Consider the following 23,431-nt stretch of genomic DNA (forward strand, 5'->3'; position numbering starts at 1 on the left):
TGCTTACTTTGCTGGCAAAAAAGCGTATTCTTTGCCGTAATGGAGCATTTGCTGCACAAAATCCGATGGATAGCTGATTTTCACATCCACAATTTTGTCACCATCCATTACAGGAGTAAGTGATGGCTGAATAAAGCCGCCATAAGGTTTAGACCCGATCGGCTCGTATCGCTTGATCACCTCGGCACGGATTTCCGCATCTACCTGCACGCCATAATTTTCGATCAGTGCTTTCCCTGCTTCATAATCTCCCTGAGATTTAATGCGCTGCACCTCTTTCAGTAAAGTTCCGAGAAGGGTTCTCATTTTTGAATAATCATTGATCACGAAGAAGGTCTTTCCGTCGCGCTGCTCACGGGTAATAACCTTGTCCTGCTGCCCTTTTTCAAAAAGCCAGTGCGCAATCATTGCTCGGTTTCTCATGTGTGCCTGCTCAATGATCGCGCCTTCTTCCAAACGGCGCAATTGCAACATCATGCCATTTCTGATAAAAGCATCATAAGCGGCTTTCCCCACCTCAAGGTTAGGAATCACACCGATATCTACCAATTTCTGATCCATCAAATAATACAGGGCAACCAAATCCGCACGGGATTCTTCAAGAGCATTGGCATAATTTTTCAGGGTTTCTTTAGGTGTCCCTACCCCAGCTTCGAGTTGCCCAGAGGCATGACCGACCACCTCATGCAGTGCCGTTCTCATATTATTGGAAAGGGTCCCGTACTTGATCGCACGCTCTTTCTCCGCTTCAGTCCACGCAAATTCATCCAGCATTCCAGGGCCTGCGGCTTCTTCGTAGGCATTTTTTATATTCCCCAAACTGACCGCCTTGGAACCATACTCTTTTCGAATCCAGTTAGAGTTAGGCAAATTCACTCCAACAGGTGTAGAAGGGGCTGCATCACCTGCTTCCATTACGGCATTCACGACCTTATAGGAAATACCGACCACCTTATCCTTTTTATGTGCTTTTGCTATAGGTGAATGGTCTTCAAACCACTGTGCGTATTGTGCCAGGGCCGCCATTCTTTTTGAAGCCTCAGGGTCTTTAATTTCAATGATAGACTCATATGCCCCACGATAGCTCATTGGATCACCATAAACTTCAATAAAGCCATGAATCATATCCACATCCCCTTCCGTTGTGTTGGTCCAGGCCACAGAAAAATCATCAAACGTTTTCAGGTCTCCTGTTTTGTAGAAGTCGATTAAAAGCGACAGCCATTTTTGTTGCCCCTCATTTTCTGCCACAGATTTCGCTTTTTCAAGCCAGAAAACCACCTTTTCCAAAGCTTCGGTGTAAAGTCCGCCTACTTTATAGGTATCCTCGACAACCTTGCCGTTCTTCTTGATCAGCTTAGAATTCAAACCGTGAGCCACAGGGCGCGGATTATTACGGTCAACTTTATTTCGGTAGAAATCTTCCACCTCCTGCTGTGTTACGCCTTCCCCGTACATATTCATGGCAGACGACGTTACCAAATCAGTATTTGAATCCCGACTGACACGCTTGGAATCAAACTTAGGGTCAAAAACAATCTTACTGATCTTCTTGGTGAAGTCGGCAACTGAAAGCCCATTCAATGGCAATGATGCAGGATCCACTTTGGCGATTAAAGCTTCAAAATAGGCTGCGTCACAGGCAGGAATCAACTTGTCTGAGGAGTAATGATGATGAATTCCATTGGAGAAAAATACCCGCTTGGCATAAATCAACAATCCCTTCCCATCTGGTGTATTATCATCGACAAGCTTGCTGGCCAGCAATGACTCAAGGGTTTTACGTACCAGCAGGTTGTGTTTATAGTTCTGATCATAAATCATATCCCTCCCCGAGAGCGCGGCCTGAGAAAGATAATAGACAAATGCTTTTTGCTGGGCAGTCAGCGCCTCAAAACCAGGCACGTTATACCTCAGGATCGAAACATCAGCAAACTCGTCTGCCTTATATTCAAACGATTTTGCAGGGGTAATTACTGTGGCGTCAATGGCATCCTTAGGTGCTGACGAATCACAGCTTTGGATGCTCAATAGCATTGCTGCCACACCCAAAGACAAAAAAAACTTCTTCATGTATAAAAATAATTAAGGTTGATTGTCGCCGATGATCTTAAACTCAATGCGGCGATTTTTCTGTCTGTTTGCATCAGACGTATTCGGCACGAAAGGCTGTTCTTTTCCGTAGCCTACATATTTTAAGCGTGATTTGGCGATGCCCTGACCAACAAGGTATTCATACACTGACTTTGCCCTGTTTTTCGACAGGGTCTTGTTGTAAGTTGCATCACCGACATCGTCAGTATGCCCTGAAATTTCCATGACCAGCTTTCGGTTGGCTTCCAGGAATTTCACGGCTTTGTTCAGTTCTGTTTTCGATTCCTCACGAAGTTCATAGGAGTTGGTATCGAAGAAAACATTGTCGAGGCGCGTTATCTGCCCTTTGCGAATTGGCTCCAAAAGAATGTCCATCTTCACCGACTCAAGCTCGCCAGCGGTCTTTTCGAAATTAAATGGAATAGACCTGAAAAGGTAACCTGGCGCAGAAACAAAAAGTGCGTAGCGGGACCCCTCGGTCAGTACAATAGAATAGGAACCATTCACGGCATCAGCGGTAACGGCATTCACGAGCTGTTCATTGGACACATTATAAAGTTCCACCTTTGCAGCCACTGGCTTTTGAGTATCTTTATCCAGCACGGTACCCGCCACATAACTACTGCGGTTCAGCACCCGTTGCGCTTTGGGAATTTCAAAAGTATAGAGCGAACTGTGCGCCGTGTTTCCCTGATACTGATCGATGGAAATGTAGCCAAGCGAACCATCGGCATTTACCGTCAGCGAAGACTGATCGTTGTGGTCATTGATGGGGTAACCCAGGTTTTCCGCAGGGCCAAATTCCCCGCCAGGGAGCCTGTCAGAATAGAAAAAATCGAAACCACCCATTCCCTTATGTCCATTGGACGAAAAGTATAATCGCTGATTATTCACATGGATAAATGGCCCAATCTCATCTCCTGAAGTATTGATATTTTTACCCAGGTTAGTGGCAGGGGTCCACAGCCCATTATCTGTTTTTGTGGTATAATAAATATCCCGTCGGCCAAAACCTCCTCGGCGGTCAGAGACAAAAAATAGCGTTCTACCGTCGGCACTTAAAGCAGGCTGAGATTCCCATGCTGAAGTATTGACCGTTCGTCCCAGATTTTTAGGTTCCGACCAGTCATCACCTTCTTTGTAGGTAACGTACAAATCGCAACTTCCATAATTCTTTCTTTCGCCTCCCTGTGTGCAGGAGGTAAATATCATCATTTTCCCATCCGAAGAAATCGTACAGGTCCCCTCGTTTTGAAGGGTATTGATATTATCAGAAATGGACACGGGCTTACTCCAGTTGCCATCTTTATTTCGGTGCGACACCACAATGTCCTCGGTATCGGAACCGCCACTGCCATCTCTTTTAGTGTAAATGAGGGTGTTTTCGTCCACCGTAACCACCGGAAAATATTGCAGGGCAAAGCTATTGACGGTGCTGTCCATCATCACGGCTTTAAACGGTACGGGCTTGGCCATTAATTCCTTGGCATAAGTCGCATTTTCCATGATCCATTCTGTGGCTTTGGCCTCAGATTCCCGAGGCCTTGAGCGCAGAAACAGGTTCCCCATCTTCAGTGCCCTGTCATAATCCCCTTCATTAAAATACACTTTTGCCAGCTTCATATAAACTGATTTGTATTTCAGGTTCCCATTGGCAATTCGGGCGACCTGTTCGAGGGACTGTTTTTCGAGCTCCTTCTTTCGGTACAAACCATAGATACTCGCCAGCCGCAAATGCGCTTCAATAAAATTGGGATCTTTTGCCAATGCCGATTGCAGTTTCTTTTCAGCTTCAGGGAACTCCCTCGACTTGAGTAAAACCGTCGCTTGCTCGAATAATTTGATGGCTTTTTTGGAGGTTGTAGCGTAACCATTTCGGGACTGCCCAAAGGTTTGAAGGCTGACAAACAGAAAAAATAGGATGAAGGATGCGAATCGTTTCATGGATTTGGCTATGTTGAATAATATCGAATGCAAAAATAAGGGCTTTATGTTTAATTTATAAATAATATTGGTCAGCATGTTGAATAAAACTCGCAAATAAATCCAATAAAACTTATAAATTTGGTGACTAATCAATTCACAAGCAAAAAGGAAGACCAACCATGCCTCAACTTATATTTGTACCAGGCCCATCAGCGACCTACTTTACCCTCGAAGATCACCTCAAGAGCGCACTCAAAGAACAGGTCATGGCCATCAGCCACCGATCTCCAGCATTTAAGGGCATCTATAAATTCACCGTAGAACAGCTGCGTCAGCTTTTGGACATTCCGCAGGCTTATGAAGTGGTATTTACTACCTCTGCTACGGAAGTTTGGGACCGTATGGCCGAAAACCTGGTGGACACCCACAGCCTCCACCACGTGCATGGGGCATTTTCCAAAAAATGTGCGCAGGCATTTCAGCGATTGGGAAAAGAAGCACAAATGATTACGGCCCCAGAAGGCACGGTAGCCTTATTTGACCCGAAGGCCGTGGAAGCTCAGCCCGAGCTGATTCACTTTACAGCCAACGAAACCGCTACTGGCGTCAAGCACCCGATGGCTGATCTCCGCGAAGCGAAAAAACATTTCCCCGACGCATTGATCGCTATGGATGTGGTATCCTCTACCCCGACCACGCCTATTCCTTTTGAGGACCTTGACAGTGTGTATTTTTCCGTTCAAAAATGTTTTGGATTACCTGCTGGATTGGGCGTATGGATCGTCAGTCCGCGCGCAATAGCCAAAGCCCATGCCCTGACCGTAGCGGGCAAGGTGTACCCATCCTATCACCCTTTATTGGAAATGGTGGACAAAGGCAAGGGTTATCAAACCATAGAAACGCCAAACACCCTCAATATTTATTTATTGGGCAAGGTGGCGGAAGATTTCCGCAGAAAGGGTGTGGATGTGATCCGACGTGAGGCTATTTATAAAAACACGATCCTGATCAAGTGCTTTGAAGATCACCCTTTACTTTCCCCTTTGGTTCAGGAAAAAGACTGGCGCTCGGACACTGTGGCGGTGGCCAATGTTGAGGGTGGTTCCGCACCTTTAATAGCCTATTTGAAAGAGAAAGGGCTTGTTGTTGGGGCAGGTTATGGAAAGCATAAGGCTGCGCAAATTCGCATTGCCAACTTCCCGACCCACTCCAAAGAGCAGATCGAATTGCTCGTTGATTTAATTGCTGACTGGCGACCTTAAAAATCACCCAACTCAATCACATGAACCTTTTCTGCCTGGATTTGAATTCTGAAATGAAAAGGTTCATAATACCACCACTCGGTAGCGTCCCCTTTTTCCTTCGCCCGCTTCACAAAAGTAGGCTTACCGAGGCGTTGTTCAAGATAGGTGATCATATCGCCAACGCTTATTCCGGCAAAATCAAATCGGCCAGAATCACCAAAGCCATACCACTTGATATTCCTCAGGTGATCGTCTTTAAAATGCAATGCAATTGTACTTCGGCCATCGTGGAAAGTCCATTTTGTATCACTCACCTTATGAAACTTGGCAAACCACAATTCTTTGGTCAACTCCTCTTTCGTCATGCCAACAAACAAATCTTCCGACAGGCGTAAACAAGAGCCCTGTTGAGCACTGGCATATTGGGTAAAGCCACAAATCAGCTTACCTGCCTGCAAGTGAAAGGTATGTTTTCTGGTTTGCAAAGGAGAGGTATTGTCTGAAACACGGTCGAAAGTCAGCACACCGCTTTGGGTCGTTTTTACTACCAGGTGGCGATTATTGACCGACATCAGCTTGAAATTCCATTTAACGTGCTCTTTAAGACTGTCCGTATAAAACGTCAGACTGTCGTTTCGCAAGGAATAATAAATGTATTGCTCATACAGCTTGCTGTTGCTTCGGCTGTCTGAATAGATGGCCTCGTAGGTATTTTCCCCGAAATAGCCCATCATGGAGGTCGATTTCCCCTTTCGTTTCCAGGTGCCGAGCAATAGTTCTTTATGAATATAGTCGCGGGAAAACAGGTGAATTTCTTTAGAACTTCTATAATCGACTTCAACCAGATTGTGATAATCAATTTTTTGGCGTTCCTGCGGAGAACTCAAAGGGAACTTATCAAGAAAAACTTTGGACTGAGGTAAAGCGACCACATGGGCAATTCTGCCTGAGTCTAACTCTGAAGGCCCACCCTGTGCAAAAGCGCTCACTAATCCGCACGACAAAATAATTGACGCAAATATTTTCTGAAAAACCTTTCTTTTCATTTCCTTAAATTCAGTAATCCATCCCCAATGATCTATTAAGATAACTACAAAGTGGGATTTCTGACAATATCACAAGCTTCAATTGAAAAATATAACCGTAATCTAACTCCAACTTGAGGTCAGTATAATTTCAATAATGAATTCTATATAAATATTAATATCCGTAACCGATTTTCTTCTGCTTTGAAATAACAGCATTTAATAAAAAAAAGCGCAGAAACCTTCATTTCTGCGCCCTTATTATATGTCCGTTGACGGATTAGCTAATCATAGATCCTGCTTCGGTATCTGCTGATGGCTCCATAAAACGGAGGCTTCCATCTTTGGCTTCAGCCATCATGACCATCCCTTCAGACTCAATGCCCATCATTTTTCGAGGAGGCAAATTCACCAACACCTGCACTTTTTTACCTACAATTTCTTCAGGAGAAAAGTGCTGAGCAATCCCACTCAAAATGGTGCGGGTTTCAAAGCCGACATCCACTTTCAGTTTCAAAAGCTTTTTAGACTTTTTCAGTTTTTCCGCTTCGAGGATTTCTCCAACGCGAATATCCATTTTCATGAAATCATCAAAAGAGCAATCTTCTTTGGCAGGAGCAACAGGGGTGTTTTCTGCTTCATTGGCCTTTTTGGTGTCTTCGAGTTTCTGCATTTGAGCATCAATGGTAGCGTCTTCCAATTTCTCGAAAAGCAACTGTCCTTTGTTGATTTGGTGCCCGTCGCCAAGAATATCCTGACGGCCAGCCTCTCTCCACTTCAAGGTATCGATGTTCAGCATTTCTACCAGTTTAGCGGCTGTAAAAGGCAAGAAAGGCTCTGCGACAATCGACAGGTTGGCAACAATCTGCAAAGCAATGTTCATGATGGTTTTTACACGCTCGGCATCAGTTTTCGCCAATTTCCATGGCTCGGTATCTGCCAAGTATTTGTTCCCCAGGCGCGCCAGTTCCATCATTGCCGCCAGGGCTTCACGGAACTTATACTTATCAAGGGCAGCGGCGATTTTCTCCGGAAGTACTTCCAACGCATCCAAGGTATCCAGATCAATCTGTTGTAATTCACCACGTGCAGGAATAGCACCGTCGTAATATTTGTTGGTCAATACCACTGCACGGTTCACAAAATTACCCAAAATGGCCACCAGTTCAGAGTTGTTTCTGGTTTGGTAATCTTTCCAGGTGAAATCGTTATCCTTGGTTTCAGGCATATTGGCACACAGCGTGTAGCGCAAAACATCCTGCTTGTCAGGAAGGTCGTTCAGGTATTCGTGCAACCAAACTGCCCAGTTACGCGAGGTAGAAATCTTGTCCCCTTCAAGGTTCAGGAATTCATTCGCAGGGACATTTTTAGGCAAAATATAAGAGCCATCACCCTTCAGCATAGAAGGGAAAATGATACAGTGAAATACGATATTGTCTTTACCGATAAAGTGGATCAGCTCAGCCTCTTCACTTTTCCAGTAATCTTCCCAATTTTTGCCATTTTCCGTCGCCCAGTCTTTGGTCGCTGAAATATAGCCAATAGGGGCATCAAACCACACGTACAACACTTTGCCGTCGGCTCCCTCTACAGGCACAGGGACTCCCCAGTTCAAATCGCGGGTTACGGCACGAGGCATCAGGCCACTGTCGAGCCAAGATTTACACTGACCATAAACATTGGATTTCCAGTCTTTATTTTGCTCCAAGATCCATTCTTTCAACCATGGCTCGTATTTGTCCAATGGCAAATACCAGTGGGTAGTTTCTTTAAGAATCGGCTGCTCGCCAGAGATTGTCGAGCGAGGATTAACCAATTCACGTGGAGAAAGTGTTGAGCCACACTTTTCACACTGATCGCCGTAGGCATCTGGATTCCCGCATTTTGGGCACTCGCCCATAATGTAGCGGTCTGCCAAAAACTGGTTGTTCTTCTCGTCATAATACTGCTCGGAAGTCTGCTCTACAAACTTTCCTTCATCGTACATTTTCTTGAAGTAATCCGCGGCAGTCTCTGCATGCGTTTTGCTCGAAGTACGAGAATAGATATCAAAAGAAATTCCGAAATCAGCAAAGGCATTTTTGATGATACCGTGGTACTTGTCAACAACCTGCTGAGGAGTTACGCCCTCTTTTTTTGCCCGGATGGTAATCGGCACACCGTGCTCATCAGATCCACAAACAAAAACCACGTCCTCTCCCTTTGATCTCAGGTAACGCACATAAATATCCGCCGGAACATAAACGCCCGCAAGGTGCCCAATGTGTACAGGGCCATTGGCATACGGCAAAGCCGCTGTAATGGTATATCTTTTAGATTGCTCAGTCATATTCATTATTAATTTCGGTTTCAAAGATAAGGTTTTTTTGTAGCCTATAAATGATCAGGACCATCTAATTGGCCGATTGGCAAACTATTTTCGGCATCATGAAAAAAAAAGGCTCAAATCTTTCTGATAGAATTTAAAAATGATGATAATAGTCCTTCAATTAGAAATCATAAAACCTAACTGTTATGGATTGGAAAAAAAATTTCGAGACAACACGCCTTCAGTTAAGACCTTTCATAGAAAAAGATCAGGAACCTTTCAAGGATCTTGTTGCGGACCGACAAGTGGAGCGTTTCCTTTCAATGCCTACTTTAGCGCATTTGAAGCAAACCAAGCACCTCAAGGATTACACCCTTTTTGAGACCCCAAAACCAGGTCATGGATTAACATTGTTGATCCGTGAAAAAGAAAATGAAGAGTTTGTTGGCATTATCGGCCTTCGCCCTGCAGAGGACAAAAATGAATACCGATTGTTCTGTACGCTTGGCCCACAATATTGGCTGAAAGGCTACGCCAAAGAAGCGGGAAATGTAGTGATTAAATATGGATTTGAAGAAATGCAGGCTGAGGCAATTCACGGTTCTGCGGAAGGCAGTAACCTGGCTTCAGTAAATTTCCTCAACAGTTTAGGCATGCGACTGAACACAGGGGACAAACCATCCCCAAATTCAAGCATTAAACCTTTTGAGATCACCAAAGAGGATTACCGACGAAGAAGCATGAAATAATATTTTTTACAGGAACTGAAAACGCCCGAAGTGTTGCATAACATTTCGGGCGTTTTTATTTGACCAGTTGTTGTCCATGGACTTCAATACTTGGTCATCTTTAATTGAGCAATTACTGCTTTCACAAAAAGGCGGCTGAGATCAGTAAAGAAGCCGCTGACGTCTTGCGATCGGTGATTGGAGGACAGGAAAAAAAGCCTGAGGCGGCTTATGGCTGCAATTACAACAACACCCATAAGGCCAAGATAAACACCCCACAAAGCATATAAGCAATGATGGATTGTGTTTGTCGCCCTTGCACTTTCCCGAAAGACTTGCCTAATGCAGAAGACAGGTTGGCGGAAAAATTAACCAGTCCATCAACAATCCAGATGTCAAGGGTTCGGAAAGCCTGCCCCAATATCACGACCGCAACCCCTATGGCATTAACCACCCATTGGTTGGCCTGATCGAATTTTCGGAAAACCCGAGAAGCACTCAGGGTTAGTCCGCCGATTGCAACAATGCCTTTGTCAAGCACATTTTTATCAAACCAATGCAGTCGGTAAGCCCAACGCAGGCTGCGGATCATGAAATGTTTTCGGTAAAAACGATCCATATAAAAATTATTGATCGACAAATACCCCCATCGGCCTTTTGGCCTGCGATGACTGTAATCTATGCCGAGTTTACTTACCCGACTATATTTTCGATAGGCATAGCCCAAGCCCAATAATGCCGAAGCCAAGGCCAGTAATGGGACATACCAAATCTCCCGCTGACCCGCAATTTGCCAGTCGGCGAGCATCACATTCATTGGCTGATCAACGGCATGATACAACCAGGAAGCGTGTCCATCGAAAGGATTCAAGCCGTAAACAAGCCAGACCGATAGCATCGCCAAAAGACCAACAGGCACGGTTTTCTTCCAGGAAGGATCGTGCAGGGAATCGTAACAATTACAGGCCGCCTGACATTCAACGATCAATCTTGACTTTGACCAAAAAACCAGGTACCACTGTCGAGCCATATAAAAAGCCGTAAGCACAGCGGCTCCAAAACCACTCAAAGGAACAAACCATGCCCAATATTGCCCGTGGGCACTGAGGTTTTGCGCCCATTCCCAGGAGGCCATAAGAATGGCATCTTTGGACATAAATCCTGAAAAGAACGGCAGGCCAATCAAGGCGAGTGCACAAATGGTGTATCCCGCATGAATCAGGGGCATCCGCTTGCCGAGGTCACCCATTTGACGCATATCTTGCGGATCGAGATGGATACTGATATTCTTCTTTTTACATTCAGCATGAAAATGGTGCATGGCATGAATGACCGCACCAACGGACAGGAATAAACCCGCCTTGAAAAACGCATGGGTAATCAGGTGAAACAGGGATGCATCGTAGGCACCTACCCCCATGCCCATCACCATATAACCCAACTGCGAGGAGGTAGAATAGGCCAACACCCGCTTGATGTCAAATTGGTTCAAGGCCGAAAAGGCTCCCATCATGGCGGTAATGGAACCGATCAGGGCGATCACTATCAATGTTTCAGGCGCCAGCATCGGGAAAACCCTCGCCAAAAGGAAAATCCCTGCGGCAACCATGGTTGCGGCGTGGATTAATGCAGAAACAGGCGTTGGCCCCTGCATGGCATCAGGCAACCAGACTTGCAAAGGAAACTGCGCCGATTTACCGACTGTCCCCATGAATATCCCCAGCCCACCGAGAATTAACCACGTGGAAGGGATTTGTGCCAAAACTGACGCATTGCTGAAAAGGGCGGTGAGTTCCTGAAAATTAAGGGTATGAAAATAGGCCCAGAAAATCATGATTCCGAAAAGAAAACCCATATCCCCCACCCTGTTGGTCAGGAATGCTTTACGGTTGGCATTCGCTGCCGAGGGGCGCTCAAACCAAAAACCGATCAGCAAATAAGAAGACAAGCCTACCAGCTCCCAACCCATGAAAAGTACCAATAGGTTATCAGCCAGCAGGATGATAAACATACTGAAGGTAAAGAGCCCGAGGAAACTATAATAGCGGGCATAATGTGGCTCGCCTTTCATGTAGTTCATCGAGAAAATATGCACCAGTAAAGACACCAGGCTGACCACCACCAGCATTACTGCGGTAAGCTGATCAAGCAATAGGCCGATATTGAACTGATATTCGCCGACAGAAAACCACGACCACTGTGCTGTAATCACATGGTTGGGAAATACCTGCATGGCGACAAATACCGACATGACCAACGAAATACTGACAGCGCTAATGGCCAGTCGGTCACTTTTGGCGCCGAAATAGTCCGAAAAAAAGGCGATCAGCACAAAAGACAGCAAGGGCAGGATCATGGCCAATATCCCTGCTCCAATGGCCAAAGAATTATATTGAGTTAAGGTTTCCATTTAGTTTAAGTCAAGGTCGATGGAACGCAAATGATGATAAAGCTTAAAAACAATGGCGAGTGCAATGGCAATTTCTGATACCGCAACCACCATTACAAACATGGTAAACATTTGCCCCGAAAAAGTGGGGTCGTAATGCGAAAAAGCCACCAGATTGATATTGGCGGCATTAAGAATCAGCTCAATCCCCATCAGGATAACAATGGCATTTTTCTTCATCAGGACAATCATGATCCCAAGAGAAAACAACAGGGCCGAAAATATTAATATATGCGCTAATGGAATCATTTCATTATATCATTAACATCCGCCAAAAAACGGACAGAACCACCAAAATTAATGTTGCGGGCGTCAGGTATTTCCAGGCGAAACTCATCAGCTGATCCACCCGCAAACGAGGATAGGTCCAGCGCACCACCATTTGGAAAAATATCACCACAAAGGCTTTCGACAGCAACCAAAAACCACCCCAAAGGTGCCCACTCACACTACCAGGCTGACCGCTTGTCCATTCGGCAAGAGGCCAGGATCCGATATTGGGAAATGGAGTATTCCAGCTGCCAAAAAACAATACAGCCATCAGAATAGACATCAGCAACATCATGCCGTACTCTCCAAGCATCAGCATGGCAAATTTAAAACCCGAGTATTCCACATTGTAACCAGCGATCAGTTCACTTTCCGCTTCGGCAAGGTCGAATGGCGCACGGTTGGCCTCTGCCAGCGAAGCGATGAAGAAAATCACGGCCACAGGAATAAGAATCGGCGCCCTGACAATATTCCAGCTTAGAATACCACCAATGCTGGAAACTTCAATGCCCGTGGCTTTAATGCCAAACAAATAGCTGACCTCCTGCCCGTGGGCCACGGCAAAAATTCCCTGCTGAAAGGATATTGCCTGCAAATCGAGGGTCTGACAAATACAGACGACTGCCAGCACACACATCCCCATAGGCACCTCGTAACTGATCAGCTGCGCTACAGATCGCTCAGCACCAAAAAGGGCATATTTATTATTTGCGGCCCATCCCGCCATCAGAATGCCGACAACATCAAAAGTGATAATGGTCAGTAGGTAAAACAAACCGACCTGCAAACCTGCGCCAGTCCAGTCAGAGGTTAAAGGCAAGACGGCAAACCCACTCAATATTGCAGAAAACACGATAATTGGTGCAATGGGGAATAGCTTTTTATCAACACGGTCATGGGAAATATCCTCTTTCATCAGGAGTTTCAGCACATCGGCGATGGTCTGCAAAAGGCCAAACTTACCCGTATCCATTGGGCCCAGGCGATCCTGAATAAATCCTGCAATTTTCCGCTCGGCATAAATTCCCGCTACGGCAAAAGTAAGCAACAGCGGAAGGTAAAATAGAAAGGTTGTGATGGTCATCTTGCTCGTTTTGCTAAATATGTCCCTGCGATTAATGCAACCAAAAGCATGACTGCCACCAATTCGAAAGGTAAAATAAAGTTGGTCATGGTGGCGATACCCAATGCACGAATACTCCCATCGGCAACGGCATCGGCCTGCATCCAGGGACGTTTTGCCCATTCAAACTGAGAAAACACCAAGCCAAGAAACCCAAAAGTCACCATGCCTAAAATCAGGCTGACCAGCACGTTTTTATTGGCCGTAATGATGGGTTTTCCATTGAGCCTGTTAGTCAGCATCACCCCAAAAATCATCAGCACCAATATGCCCCCGATATAGATCATGATTTGTGCAATTCCCAAAAAATCAGCCCCCATCAAAACAAACAGTGCGGCAACACCAAAAAGGGACACCAACAGCGAAAAAGCTGCGTAAAGTACATTTTTGGCAAAAATAATGGTGATGGCCGACAATAATGTCAGCCCCATAAATCCATAAAACAGGATTTCATATATCAAATATTGGTTCATTAAATTTAATCCTCTTTCGGTTTAGTATTAGGTATTTTTGGCTTAAGCACGGACTTTTTTGCTACATTCGTCCCTGAACCGGCCGTTGGAATTTTTGGCTTGGCTACTGCTTTCTTCACGACATTGCTGCCACTCGTTGTCGTTTCAGCGGCTGAACTCGTCCCACCGATTTTTGGCTTAAGCACGGGCTTTTTAGCCACATTCGTTCCTGAACCTGCCGTTGGAATTTTTGGCTTGGCCACTGCTTTCTTCGCGACATTGTTACCGCTCGTTGTAGTTTCAGCTGACGAACTCATTCCGCCGATTTTTGGCTTAACCACAGGCTTTTTTGCTACATTCGTTCCTGAACCTGCCGTTGGAATTTTTGGCTTGGCTACTGGCTTCTTCGCAACATTACTACCGCTCGTTGTCGTTTCAGCGGCTGAACCCGTTCCGTCGATTTTTGGCTTAAGAACGGGCTTTTTAGCCACATTCGTTCCTGAACCTGCCGTTGGAATTTTTGGCTTGGCCACTGGCTTCTTCACGACATTGCTGCCACTCGTTGTAGTTTCAGCTGCCGAACCTGCTCCGCCGATTTTTGGCTTAAGAACGGGCTTTTTAGCTACATTCGTTCCTGAACCGGCCGTTGGATTTTTTGGCTTGGCCACTGACTTCTTCGCGACATTGCTGCCACTCGGTGTAGTTTCAGCTACCGAACCCGCTCCGCCAATTTTTGGCTTAACCACAGGCTTTTTTGCTACATTCGTTCCTGATCCGGCCGTTGGGATTTTTGGCTTCGCCACTGCTTTCTTCGCGACATTGCTGCCACTCGGTGTGGTTTCAGCTGCTGAACCTGCACCACCAATTTTTGGCTTAAGCACGGGCTTTTTGGCCACATTCGTTCCTGAACCTGCCGTTGGAATTTTTGGCTTGGCCACTGCTTTCTTCGCGACATTGCTGCCACTCGGTGTGGTTTCAGCTGCTGAACCTGCACCACCAATTTTTGGCTTGAGCACGGGCTTTTTGGCCACATTTGTATTTTCTGGCGTTTGTTCATCCGCCTTTTTCATCGCTGGAATCTGGGGCTTCACAACTTTTTTGGCGGTTGCTGCTGAAGGCACCTTCGGTTTAATTACCGCCTTAGCCGCTGGTTTTGGGATACTCACCTTTGGCGCTCCCACGGCTTTAGGCTTGATAACCGCCTTGGCTGCAGGCGAAGGTTTCGCTGCTTTGGCTGCCTGCTTTTCCTCCTGCACCTTTTTCCATTTAGCCTCTGCCTCAAGAATCTCCAAAGGCGTCATGGTTGCAAAAGGCACATTATGCTCTGCAAAATCAAAAGTAGAATAGTCATATTCCGACGTCATGGTCAGACATTCGGTAGGACAAACATAAGTACAAAGGCCGCAGAACATACATTTGGCCATATCGATATCAAACTTTGCCAAATGCATCCTGATAGAAGATCCATCAGACGTTTTACCAAGTTCCTCCGCAGAGCGTACAGGAACGATATCTATACAATCCACAGGACACACCTTAGCGCACTTATCGCAAACAATACAGTCCTCCTGCTCCAAATCAAGCTTATATCGCCCATTGATAGGAACCTCCAGTTTTTGATGCGGATATTGTAAAGTTACAAGCCCTTCGTTCTGGTCAAAATACCCCTGTTCATCGATCCCACGGTTATCATGAGACTTGGTCGCCTTCACAAAATGGGTCAATGTCAGCCCCATTCCTTCCTTTAAGGTTTTATAGGCATCCTTTATATTTGTCCAATATTTATTCTTAAAATTTTTACTCATGGGTATTTTTTGAGAATATTGCGTCTCCAGCCTCCAAAGCTACAAGATCTCGGCACAAAACGCAATCTGTCCAACTGCTCAGTGTCAGTATTAAGAATTTAAGATACCTAAAATCTATTGCGAATGCGCAAATTTATATTTTTATAACACCGCAAATTAAAATTACATAAATTTTACACAAACTTACACAGCACAAATTCGATATAAAATTTAATTATATAACCTACTTATGAAAAAAATACTACTCCTTGCTGCACTACTCAGCACTTCATCTGTATATGCTCAAAATACAACAGCAAATGCAAAAAAAGAGGTACAAAGGCCTCAAAAAGAATGGAAAGTCGGTGGCACGACAGGCATTAATATGTCTCAGGTGACTTTAAGCAACTGGGCGGCTGGTGGCGACAATTCCATCGCAGGTAATGCCTTCGCCAATGTGTATGCGAATTATTCCCATGAAAAAATTATTTGGGGAAACAAGCTGGATGTTGGTTACGGACTGATCCGCAAAGGGAGTTCTGGTCAGGAAAAAACCGAAGACCGCATAGATCTGCTTTCGAGTTTCAGCCGCCAGATCAAGGACAGCCGATGGTACTATACTGGATTGCTGAACTTCAGAACGCAATTTGCCGATGGTTTCGACTTGAAGGGCGATGACCCTACCAAACGAATCTCGACATTTATGGCACCTGGTTACCTGGAATTTTCTGCGGGTACTACCTATATCATTAAAGATTTATTCAGTCTGTACCTTGGGCCTATCGCCACGAAAACCACCTTTGTAATGGATGATGAATTATCTAACCAAGGGGCGTTTGGTGTTCAGAAAGGCGATAATTACCGTTTTGAAGTGGGGGCAAACGTCAGGTTCCAGTTCAAAAAAGATGTGGCTAAAAATGTCACCTTTCAATTAAATGGTAACTTCTTCTCCAATTACCGCGAGAATCCTCAAAATATTGATGTAAACCTGGATGCTTTACTCGACCTGAAAGTAAACGACTGGCTTTCTGCCAACATTTCGGTGCAAACCATTTATGATGACGATATCAAAATCAACGACATGGGGCCACGCCTGCAATACAAACACGTGATGGCCATTGGCTTGGTGTACAAATTTAAAAACCACCAATAAGCCTTCCTGATCTTCAGAAAAACCACTAATTTTAAACTTCAATTAGTGGTTTTTTTATGTTCTTTTTGCTTTCCAAAATCCTCGTTTACGGCATCCAGCCAATTTCATGGATCTTCGTCCTGCTCCTGTTTTCGGTTTGCCTCCCAAAGTGGCGAAAAAAGGCGTTGATTTTTTCCCTTTTGCTGCTATTCATTTTCGGGAATCAGCCCCTGTTTGATTTCATCAATCTGAAATGGCAAATAGCACGCCCGTCGCTCGAAGAATTACAGTCCGCTGCTCCCAAAACAGCTATCGTTCTTGGTGGCGCCACCCTGACGGGGAGACAACCCTACAGACTGACCTCCTTTAATCAGGCTGCCGACAGGATCACGCAGGCGGTACAATTGTATCGGATGGGTGTGATTGACCACATTATTTTCACGGGTGGTAATGGGCATCTCCAAAAAATCGATGGGGAGCCAAGTGAAGCTGCCCAAAGTCTGCAATTTCTTTTGGACTGCAACATTCCCCGTTCCGCCATACTATTGGAGGATCAGTCAAGAAACACTTTCGAGAATGCGCTTTTGACCAAAAAAATCATCGATCAGCACGCCTCCTTCAAGCACAAAAATTACTTGTTAATTACTTCAGCCTTCCATATGCGTCGCTCGGTCGCCTGTTTCAAAAAACAAAATATCAACACTGTACCCTTCAGCGTTCATTATTTGACTTCAGACCGAGATTTTATGGTGCAAGAATATGTATTGCCCAATGCAGAAACGCTGACCCAATGGAATATGATCATCAAAGAATGGATTGGCTTTGCGGCTTATAAGGTGAAGGGGTATGTATAAGGTTTATCTACGGAGGTTGCTGAATCACTGAAACTCGAACAATAGCGCTACAACCCGTAAACAACACACGCTATTATTGGAGGGCTCCTTCATCAAAAAGAATAGAAAGTAATTTTGTGGATTTGCGATGGGCGACATCCAACTTCCGCAATAAAAAAATCCGTGGAAATCTGCTTGATCTATGGACAATAAAAATTGTGCGATAATTTAAGTCTTGCACCAGTCGGTTGTTTCAACCCTATTTCAAACTTGAAAATTTCGGCCTCATCAAGCTTTATGACCTTAATGTAAAACACCAATAACAGAAAAGGGCTTGGCACATCACCAAACCCTTTTTTATTCATTATCACCGCAATTGTTCTTTTAAAAGAACATCGGTTTATCCAACTTTTTCGCAATACGATAGGCGGCATTAATCAAACCGACATGGCTGTAGGCCTGTGGGAAATTCCCCCACTGACTGCCCGTTTTTGCATCAACATCCTCACTCAATAAGCCAAGGTGGTTCGTATATTTCAATAACTTTTCAAACTCGATAATCGCTTCCTCTACCCTGCCCACAACAGCAAGGGCCTCCACATACCAGAAAGAGCAAATCAGGAAGGTTGTTTCGGGCGTTCCAAAATCATCGACATGTCGGTAACGGTAAAACAAGCCTTCTTTGGTTCTGAGTTCCTTTTCCATCGCCTTCAAGTGCGACTTGGCTACAATACTGGAAGAATCCAAATAACCCATCATGATCAACTGCAGGTTGGCCGCATCAAGCTCGGGCGATCCCGCCGCCTGTGTATAAACACCGCGTTCATCTTCATAACACCCCTCGATACGCTCAAAAGCACGTTTTTTAAGGTCTCGGGCGAGGTTCATCATTTTCTGATCACCAAATCTTGAGGCAATTTTCAGTGCCGCGCTACTTCCTGCCCACTGAAACAAGAAAGTGTAACAATAATACTTCGAACGGTCACGGAACTCCCATAAACTGGCATCTTTTTCATCGATTGTATTTTCGATCATTTTCAGAATATCCCACATCATGTCGTGAGAACTGAAGCGGTTTTCATGGTGAAAACGGGCATCTGCGAACAAGGGCAAAAGGCTGATCATCACCTGCCCATACACATCATTCTGAATATGTTCATGCGCCTGATTACCAATCCTAACAGGGCCATTTCCGAGGTAACCTTCAAGGTCAAGAATCTTCTCCTCCAGCTTGGATTTCCCTTTAATACTATACAAAGGCTGAAAGCGCTCTTTCTCTTTGGAAGAAATATTGGCGATATAATTAAAGTACCTTTCCGACTCCTCGAAGTGACCAATATGATTGAAAGCCTGAAGGGTATAGAAAGTATCCCGCATCCAGCAAAAACGGTAATCCCAGTTTCTTCCACTGCCTGGCGATTCGGGCAATGAGGTGGTACTGGCCGCAATAATTGCCCCTGTATCTTCATACTGATGGATTTTCAGAGCGAGGGCAGAACGAATCACGGCCTCCTGCTGAAAATGCCCAATACTGGTGGACTTCACCCAATCTTTCCAATATTTCTGAGTGGCACGCAAAAACTCATCTGCGGTACGTTCAAGAGCCGCCTCGAGTGGTGCGCCGTAGGTCAGGGCAAGGTATTTGGTCTCATTCAGAAAGAAAGGCTCCTCATCATCAATCACATAACTCAGTGGAATGTTGGTCGTCAGTCGTACCTCATCGCCAATGCCAAGATATTTAATATGATTAGAGCCCACCACGCGTTGCGGATTTTTCTTCCCATAGTCCCCTTTAGGGCTGCAACGTACATTCACCCTTGGGTTACCTGAGAGCGGCTCCACTTTCCGAATTAACATTAAAGGCCGAAAATACCGATCGAACTGCGGAAATCGTGGGGCGAAATCCGTTACGCGGTACTTCCCATTGGAGTCTTCTATTTCGGTAACGAGAATGTTGGTGTTTTCCTGATAATATTGATGTGAGCTGAATTCCTCATCGACGGGTAAAATTGAGAACTCCCCGCCTTTTTCTTTGTCCAGTAAACTTCCGAAAATAAAACTGCTTTCAAAGGATGGCCAGCACATCCAAACCACATCGGTTCGTTTGTTGATAGAGGCCATAAAAGCACAGTTTCCTACAATTCCGAAATCATAAATATGAGGTTGCGACATAAGACTTAGGTTAGGTATGTTTGATTAGGAGATTATTAAGTTCTAAAATTTTTCAGTTAGAACCAAACTAAGCAAGCATGGATCCTTACTAAATTTTGGGCAAAAAAATAGCTGTTAGATTTAGAAATTACTAACAGCCAACACATTGTGGTTAAATGAAAAAAGATATAAAAAAATCATTCAACATAGTCAAAAAAATCCATTCGATAAAAAAATCAAACCTAATCCACAATCTAATCTAAAATGTATAAAATTACTTATTAAAAACGATCCGCAGGAATAACAATCCACATGATTGCATAAGCCAAAAAGCCTATTCCCAATGAAAGAAACAACAGAATGAATATCAGCCTTATAATGACTGGATCAATATTGAAATACACGCCAATGCCAGCACATACCCCTGCAATCAGCTTTCTATTTATTGATCGATATAATCTCCGCTCCATCTCTGTTTCTTTATATAAATATAGGCTAAATTTTAATATTCAGAAAAAATTTGGCCTAAAAATTACAATAAAATCAAAATATTATTTGAAAACAGCGGCATTTTTCAACTCCCACTAATATAAGTTTATAAAAAAAACCGCAGAAATAAAACTGCGGTCTTCATATTTTTTACGAAAAATGATAAAATTTATGCTTGCTGCAAAATTCTCAGTTCAGCACGCAAAGCTTTCACTTTCTGCTGTGCCTCTTCAATTTTCTTATCGTACTCAGCACGAAGCGCTTCGGCATTTTTCGAACGAGCGAAGAAACCTAAATTACTGTTCCAAGTATTGATTTCATCTTCCAAGCCCTGAATCTGCTTACGCAAATCCTGCTCTGCTTTGTGCGCAGCGTTACGGTCGTTTCCAGATTTCAAACGCTGATATTTGGCTTGCAAAACCATGCGTTGTTTTTCCTTCTCATCAATCCCTTCTACTGCCTCCAAATAAGCGGCATTGCTTTCCGCCCATTTTTGCTGAATGCTATTGATATCCGATCTTGGCACAAAACCGATTGCCTCAAATTTTGCCTGAATCTCCTGAAGCGGTTCCAAGCTTGTTGGTTTTTCCGCAGCAAGGGCTGTCAGTTGGTCACAAAGTGCCAATTTCTGCTCCAAGTTCGCTTTGAACTCTTGCTCAACCACCTCATTTTTCTGACGCTTACGGTTGAAGAAGTGATCACAAGCAGCTTTGAATTCATTAAATACAGAATCCTTGAACTTTTCAGGAACAGGTCCAATTTTGCGCCACTCCTGCTGCAAACGCTTCAGTTCATTGGCTGTGCTGTCAATATCCTCACTATCTTTAAGACCTTCCGCTTTTTCAACAAGGGCTTGTTTCAGTTTCAAATTCTGACCGCGTTCTTCTTCAAGGTTTTTAAAGAATTGTCCTTTATTATTAAAGAAAGCTTTAAAGAGTCCCCAGAATGTTTTATTGATTTCTTTGGCATCTTCACGAGGTACATGACCGATACCGTCCCACTCTTTTTGTAGTTCCTGAAGCTTCTTCGTTTCCTGATTCCACTCGGTAATTCTTCCACTGTTAAATTCAATGAAAGGCTTCACCTTTTCAATAACGGCCTTCTTCAGTACCAAATTGGCTTCTTGTTCTTTTCTGATCTCGTCAGTATATACCTTACGGCGATCATAAACAGCATCGGAAGCCGCTTTAAAACGATCCCAAACGGCATCTTGCTCTTCGCGAGGAATAGGACCGATATTTTTATATTCTTCATGAAGCTCGTTCAATACACGAACAGCCTCCACAATTTCTATTGCTGTCAGTGCTTCAGCTTTGGCACAAAGGTCTTGCTTTTTGGTCAGGTTTTTACGGCGGTCAAGGTCCTTCAATTCAAAGAAAATTCCACGACGGTCATAATACTGATCCAGAAGTGCTTTATAGTTGGCCCATAAGTCTTCGTTTTCAGCAATGTTTACCTGCCCAACTTTTTTCCACTCTGCCTGAATGGCTCTTACGGCTTCAATGCTTTTTTCGTCTTCGTCAGCTTTAACGATATCACGAAGTTGCTTCAGCAATAATTTTTTCTTTGCTGTATTTTCATTTCGTGAGCTCTCGAGGTTTGCATAATATTTCTGCTTACGCTCTCTGAGGGTGGTGAAAATGGCATCAAACTCACGATCAAACTCATCGCCATGGAATTCGAAACCATCAGCTTCTCCTCCTTCTTCCAAATACTTCGCTAATGCTTCTTTGCGCTCTGATTTGCGTAACGCATTAAAATGAGGAGCAATGGCTTTTAAAAATTCATCATTATAGCGAAAATTCTGTGAATCCTTAACTTCTTTCAGGCGATTCACCAATTCGCTTTTGTCCAATCCGACAAAATCTTCTTCATTCACGGGCGGAAGTTCCGCTACCACTTCCTGCTTTTCAACAGCTTCTTCAGTAGTATTGATATTTTCTTGCTCCGTATCGGAAGACTGCTCAAACAATTTGTCGTTATCCATGACTCTATTATTAATTTAAAAATTCCCGCCGCAAAAGGCGGTCCGAACACATTCTATAGCTTTTGGGCTATACCTCAATCGAGATCCCCCAAAAATAAACAAAATTTTAATTCATACGAGGATCTAAAGGGTAATTTGCAAACATCTTATATTTCCCACCCATTTCAGTGAGAATATGTGCCCACAAATTCTCTGGCGCCACATTAAAGACCATCTCCTTGGTTACATTTCTGCAGATGATCCATGAGTTCCCTTCAAGCTCCGCCTCAAGCTGCCCTTTCCCCCAGCCCGAATAGCCGAGAAAAAAACGCACCTGCTCCTGCATCCCCTGCTCTACCTCTATTTCCCTGAGTAATCCTTCATAATCCGCACACCAGTAAATCTGCTTATTGACTTCAATTTTTGCAGATCGGGCGTCTTCTTTGGCATGTATAATATGAAGGGTATCCTGTTGAACAGGTCCACCAATAAACAAAGGTAAAGAGATTGAAGACGCGTGAAAACTCACCACATCTTCAAGCGAAAGCACCGAAGGTTTATTGAGGGTAAAACCAATGGTTTCTTCCTCGCTGTGATCCACCAACAAGACCACAGAACGCTCAAAGTGCTCGTCGCCCAGATAAGGAACAGCCAGCAGCAAATCGCCGCTTTGTGGTTTCAGGGTATTTTCAAAAGATAAGAAATCCATTTTTCAATAAATTTATCAATTCCAATATTCACGAATTAAGGCAGACAGGGCTTAAATATCAAACAAATCACTTAATTTCGCCTTAAATTCTACAAGAGTTACTACGACTATGGAAATCAATATTGCAGATATCAGACAAGATTACAGCAAGAAAGAGCTGTCGATAGCGGAATGCGCCAACCACCCGATCGAACAATTTAACACCTGGTTTGAAGAGGCCATCAAGGCGCAGGTTATGGAGCCCAATGCCATGACAGTCTCGGCGGTAAGTAAGGAAGGAAGACCTTCGGCACGGACGGTTTTATTGAAGGGCATTGAAAATGACGCTTTTGTATTTTATACCAATTACAACAGCCGAAAGGGCCAACATTTGGCAGCGAATAAATATGCGGCACTGACTTTCTTTTGGCCTGAGCTGGAACGGCAGGTGAATATTGAAGGCCGCATTGAGCAGGTTGCGGAAGAGGTTTCCGATAAATATTTCAAAAGCCGCCCTTATAAAAGCCGGGTGGGTGCCTGGGCCTCTGAGCAAAGCCAGGAGATCAGCAGCAAAAGTGTGGTGATGACCCGTTTTGCCAAATATGCCACCAAATACATTACCCACGTACCGCGTCCGCCACATTGGGGAGGCTACGGGATAATTCCTGACCGCATAGAGTTTTGGCAAGGCCGACCAAGCCGCCTGCATGACCGTGTTTTGTATGTCCTTGAAAATGGTCAGTGGCTAAAAAAACGCCTTGCTCCCTGA

18 protein-coding genes are annotated in these 23,431 nt (G+C 44.4%); 5 read left to right on the forward strand and 13 right to left on the reverse strand.

The window, feature by feature from the left end:
- Positions 1-3: 3 nt before the first annotated feature.
- Together AABK40_RS07935 and AABK40_RS07940 are read right to left on the reverse strand one after the other, a co-directional pair.
- Positions 4-2,073: a dipeptidyl-peptidase 3 family protein gene (locus AABK40_RS07935; RefSeq protein ID WP_338396701.1), complete on the reverse strand. Its 2,070-nt coding sequence runs from the start codon at positions 2,071-2,073 to the stop codon at positions 4-6.
- Positions 2,074-2,085: 12 nt separating this feature from the next.
- Positions 2,086-4,038, reverse strand: a complete 1,953-nt coding sequence (locus AABK40_RS07940; RefSeq protein WP_332919200.1) for an OmpA family protein — start codon at positions 4,036-4,038, stop codon at positions 2,086-2,088.
- A 161-nt stretch (positions 4,039-4,199) separates the two neighbouring features.
- Here AABK40_RS07940 and AABK40_RS07945 point away from each other — a divergent pair, with 161 nt between their 5' ends.
- On the forward strand, positions 4,200-5,282 hold the full coding sequence (locus tag AABK40_RS07945; RefSeq protein ID WP_338396702.1) for an aminotransferase class V-fold PLP-dependent enzyme: 1,083 nt from the start codon (positions 4,200-4,202) through the stop codon (positions 5,280-5,282).
- Here AABK40_RS07945 and AABK40_RS07950 read toward each other — a convergent pair.
- Together AABK40_RS07950 and metG are read right to left on the reverse strand one after the other, a co-directional pair.
- Complete coding sequence (locus AABK40_RS07950) at positions 5,279-6,310, reverse strand: hypothetical protein (RefSeq protein ID WP_338396703.1); 1,032 nt, start codon at positions 6,308-6,310, stop codon at positions 5,279-5,281. The genes AABK40_RS07945 and AABK40_RS07950 overlap by 4 nt on opposite strands.
- A 259-nt stretch (positions 6,311-6,569) precedes the next feature.
- Positions 6,570-8,618, reverse strand: a complete 2,049-nt coding sequence (gene metG / locus AABK40_RS07955) for a methionine--tRNA ligase (protein WP_338396704.1) — start codon at positions 8,616-8,618, stop codon at positions 6,570-6,572.
- A 185-nt stretch (positions 8,619-8,803) separates the two neighbouring features.
- On the opposite strand from metG, the gene AABK40_RS07960 reads away from it, so the two are divergent.
- Positions 8,804-9,346, forward strand: coding sequence for a GNAT family N-acetyltransferase (locus AABK40_RS07960; RefSeq protein WP_332919196.1), 543 nt, complete (start codon positions 8,804-8,806; stop codon positions 9,344-9,346).
- A gap of 220 nt (positions 9,347-9,566) precedes the next feature.
- On the opposite strand, the gene nuoL is transcribed toward AABK40_RS07960, so the two are convergent.
- The 5 genes from nuoL to AABK40_RS07985 are packed head-to-tail and all read right to left on the reverse strand — an operon-like array spanning position 9,567 to position 15,424.
- Positions 9,567-11,735 carry an NADH-quinone oxidoreductase subunit L gene (gene nuoL / locus AABK40_RS07965; protein WP_338396705.1) on the reverse strand — a complete coding sequence of 723 codons (2,169 nt, stop codon included), beginning with the start codon at positions 11,733-11,735 and terminating at the stop codon, positions 9,567-9,569.
- Positions 11,736-12,023 (reverse strand): NADH-quinone oxidoreductase subunit NuoK, encoded by a 288-nt coding sequence (gene nuoK / locus AABK40_RS07970; protein WP_332919194.1) that lies wholly within the window; start codon positions 12,021-12,023, stop codon positions 11,736-11,738.
- Positions 12,024-12,027: 4 nt separating this feature from the next.
- Positions 12,028-13,128, reverse strand: coding sequence for a complex I subunit 1/NuoH family protein (locus tag AABK40_RS07975; RefSeq protein WP_332919193.1), 1,101 nt, complete (start codon positions 13,126-13,128; stop codon positions 12,028-12,030).
- Positions 13,125-13,640, reverse strand: a complete 516-nt coding sequence (locus tag AABK40_RS07980; protein ID WP_338396706.1) for an NADH-quinone oxidoreductase subunit J family protein — start codon at positions 13,638-13,640, stop codon at positions 13,125-13,127. Before AABK40_RS07980 ends, AABK40_RS07975 begins: the two co-directional genes overlap by 4 nt.
- A 5-nt stretch (positions 13,641-13,645) precedes the next feature.
- Positions 13,646-15,424 carry a 4Fe-4S binding protein gene (locus AABK40_RS07985; RefSeq protein WP_338396707.1) on the reverse strand — a complete coding sequence of 593 codons (1,779 nt, stop codon included), beginning with the start codon at positions 15,422-15,424 and terminating at the stop codon, positions 13,646-13,648.
- 229 nt (positions 15,425-15,653) lie between these two features.
- Here AABK40_RS07985 and AABK40_RS07990 point away from each other — a divergent pair, with 229 nt between their 5' ends.
- Entirely contained in the window at positions 15,654-16,556 is a 903-nt protein-coding gene (locus tag AABK40_RS07990; protein WP_332919190.1) for a DUF3078 domain-containing protein, read from the forward strand.
- A 56-nt stretch (positions 16,557-16,612) separates the two neighbouring features.
- Positions 16,613-17,389 (forward strand): YdcF family protein, encoded by a 777-nt coding sequence (locus AABK40_RS07995; RefSeq protein ID WP_338396708.1) that lies wholly within the window; start codon positions 16,613-16,615, stop codon positions 17,387-17,389.
- Between the two features lie 363 nt (positions 17,390-17,752).
- Here AABK40_RS07995 and AABK40_RS08000 read toward each other — a convergent pair whose 3' ends face one another.
- The 4 genes from AABK40_RS08000 to AABK40_RS08015 all read right to left on the reverse strand — a co-directional run bounded on the left by AABK40_RS08000 (position 17,753) and on the right by AABK40_RS08015 (position 22,683).
- A complete protein-coding gene (locus tag AABK40_RS08000; protein ID WP_332919187.1) occupies positions 17,753-19,540 on the reverse strand; it encodes a glycoside hydrolase family 15 protein in 1,788 nt (595 codons plus the stop codon).
- Between the two features lie 260 nt (positions 19,541-19,800).
- Positions 19,801-19,989 carry a PspC domain-containing protein gene (locus AABK40_RS08005; protein WP_332919186.1) on the reverse strand — a complete coding sequence of 63 codons (189 nt, stop codon included), beginning with the start codon at positions 19,987-19,989 and terminating at the stop codon, positions 19,801-19,803.
- Between the two features lie 188 nt (positions 19,990-20,177).
- Positions 20,178-21,995, reverse strand: a complete 1,818-nt coding sequence (locus tag AABK40_RS08010; protein ID WP_338396709.1) for a DUF349 domain-containing protein — start codon at positions 21,993-21,995, stop codon at positions 20,178-20,180.
- A gap of 106 nt (positions 21,996-22,101) precedes the next feature.
- Positions 22,102-22,683: a YqgE/AlgH family protein gene (locus AABK40_RS08015; protein ID WP_338396710.1), complete on the reverse strand. Its 582-nt coding sequence runs from the start codon at positions 22,681-22,683 to the stop codon at positions 22,102-22,104.
- Between the two features lie 109 nt (positions 22,684-22,792).
- On the opposite strand from AABK40_RS08015, the gene pdxH reads away from it, so the two are divergent.
- A complete protein-coding gene (pdxH, locus tag AABK40_RS08020; protein ID WP_338396711.1) occupies positions 22,793-23,431 on the forward strand; it encodes a pyridoxamine 5'-phosphate oxidase in 639 nt (212 codons plus the stop codon).

Origin of the sequence: Persicobacter psychrovividus (genome assembly GCF_036492425.1) — a bacterium.
Classification (GTDB): Bacteria; Bacteroidota; Bacteroidia; order Cytophagales; family Cyclobacteriaceae; genus Persicobacter; species Persicobacter psychrovividus.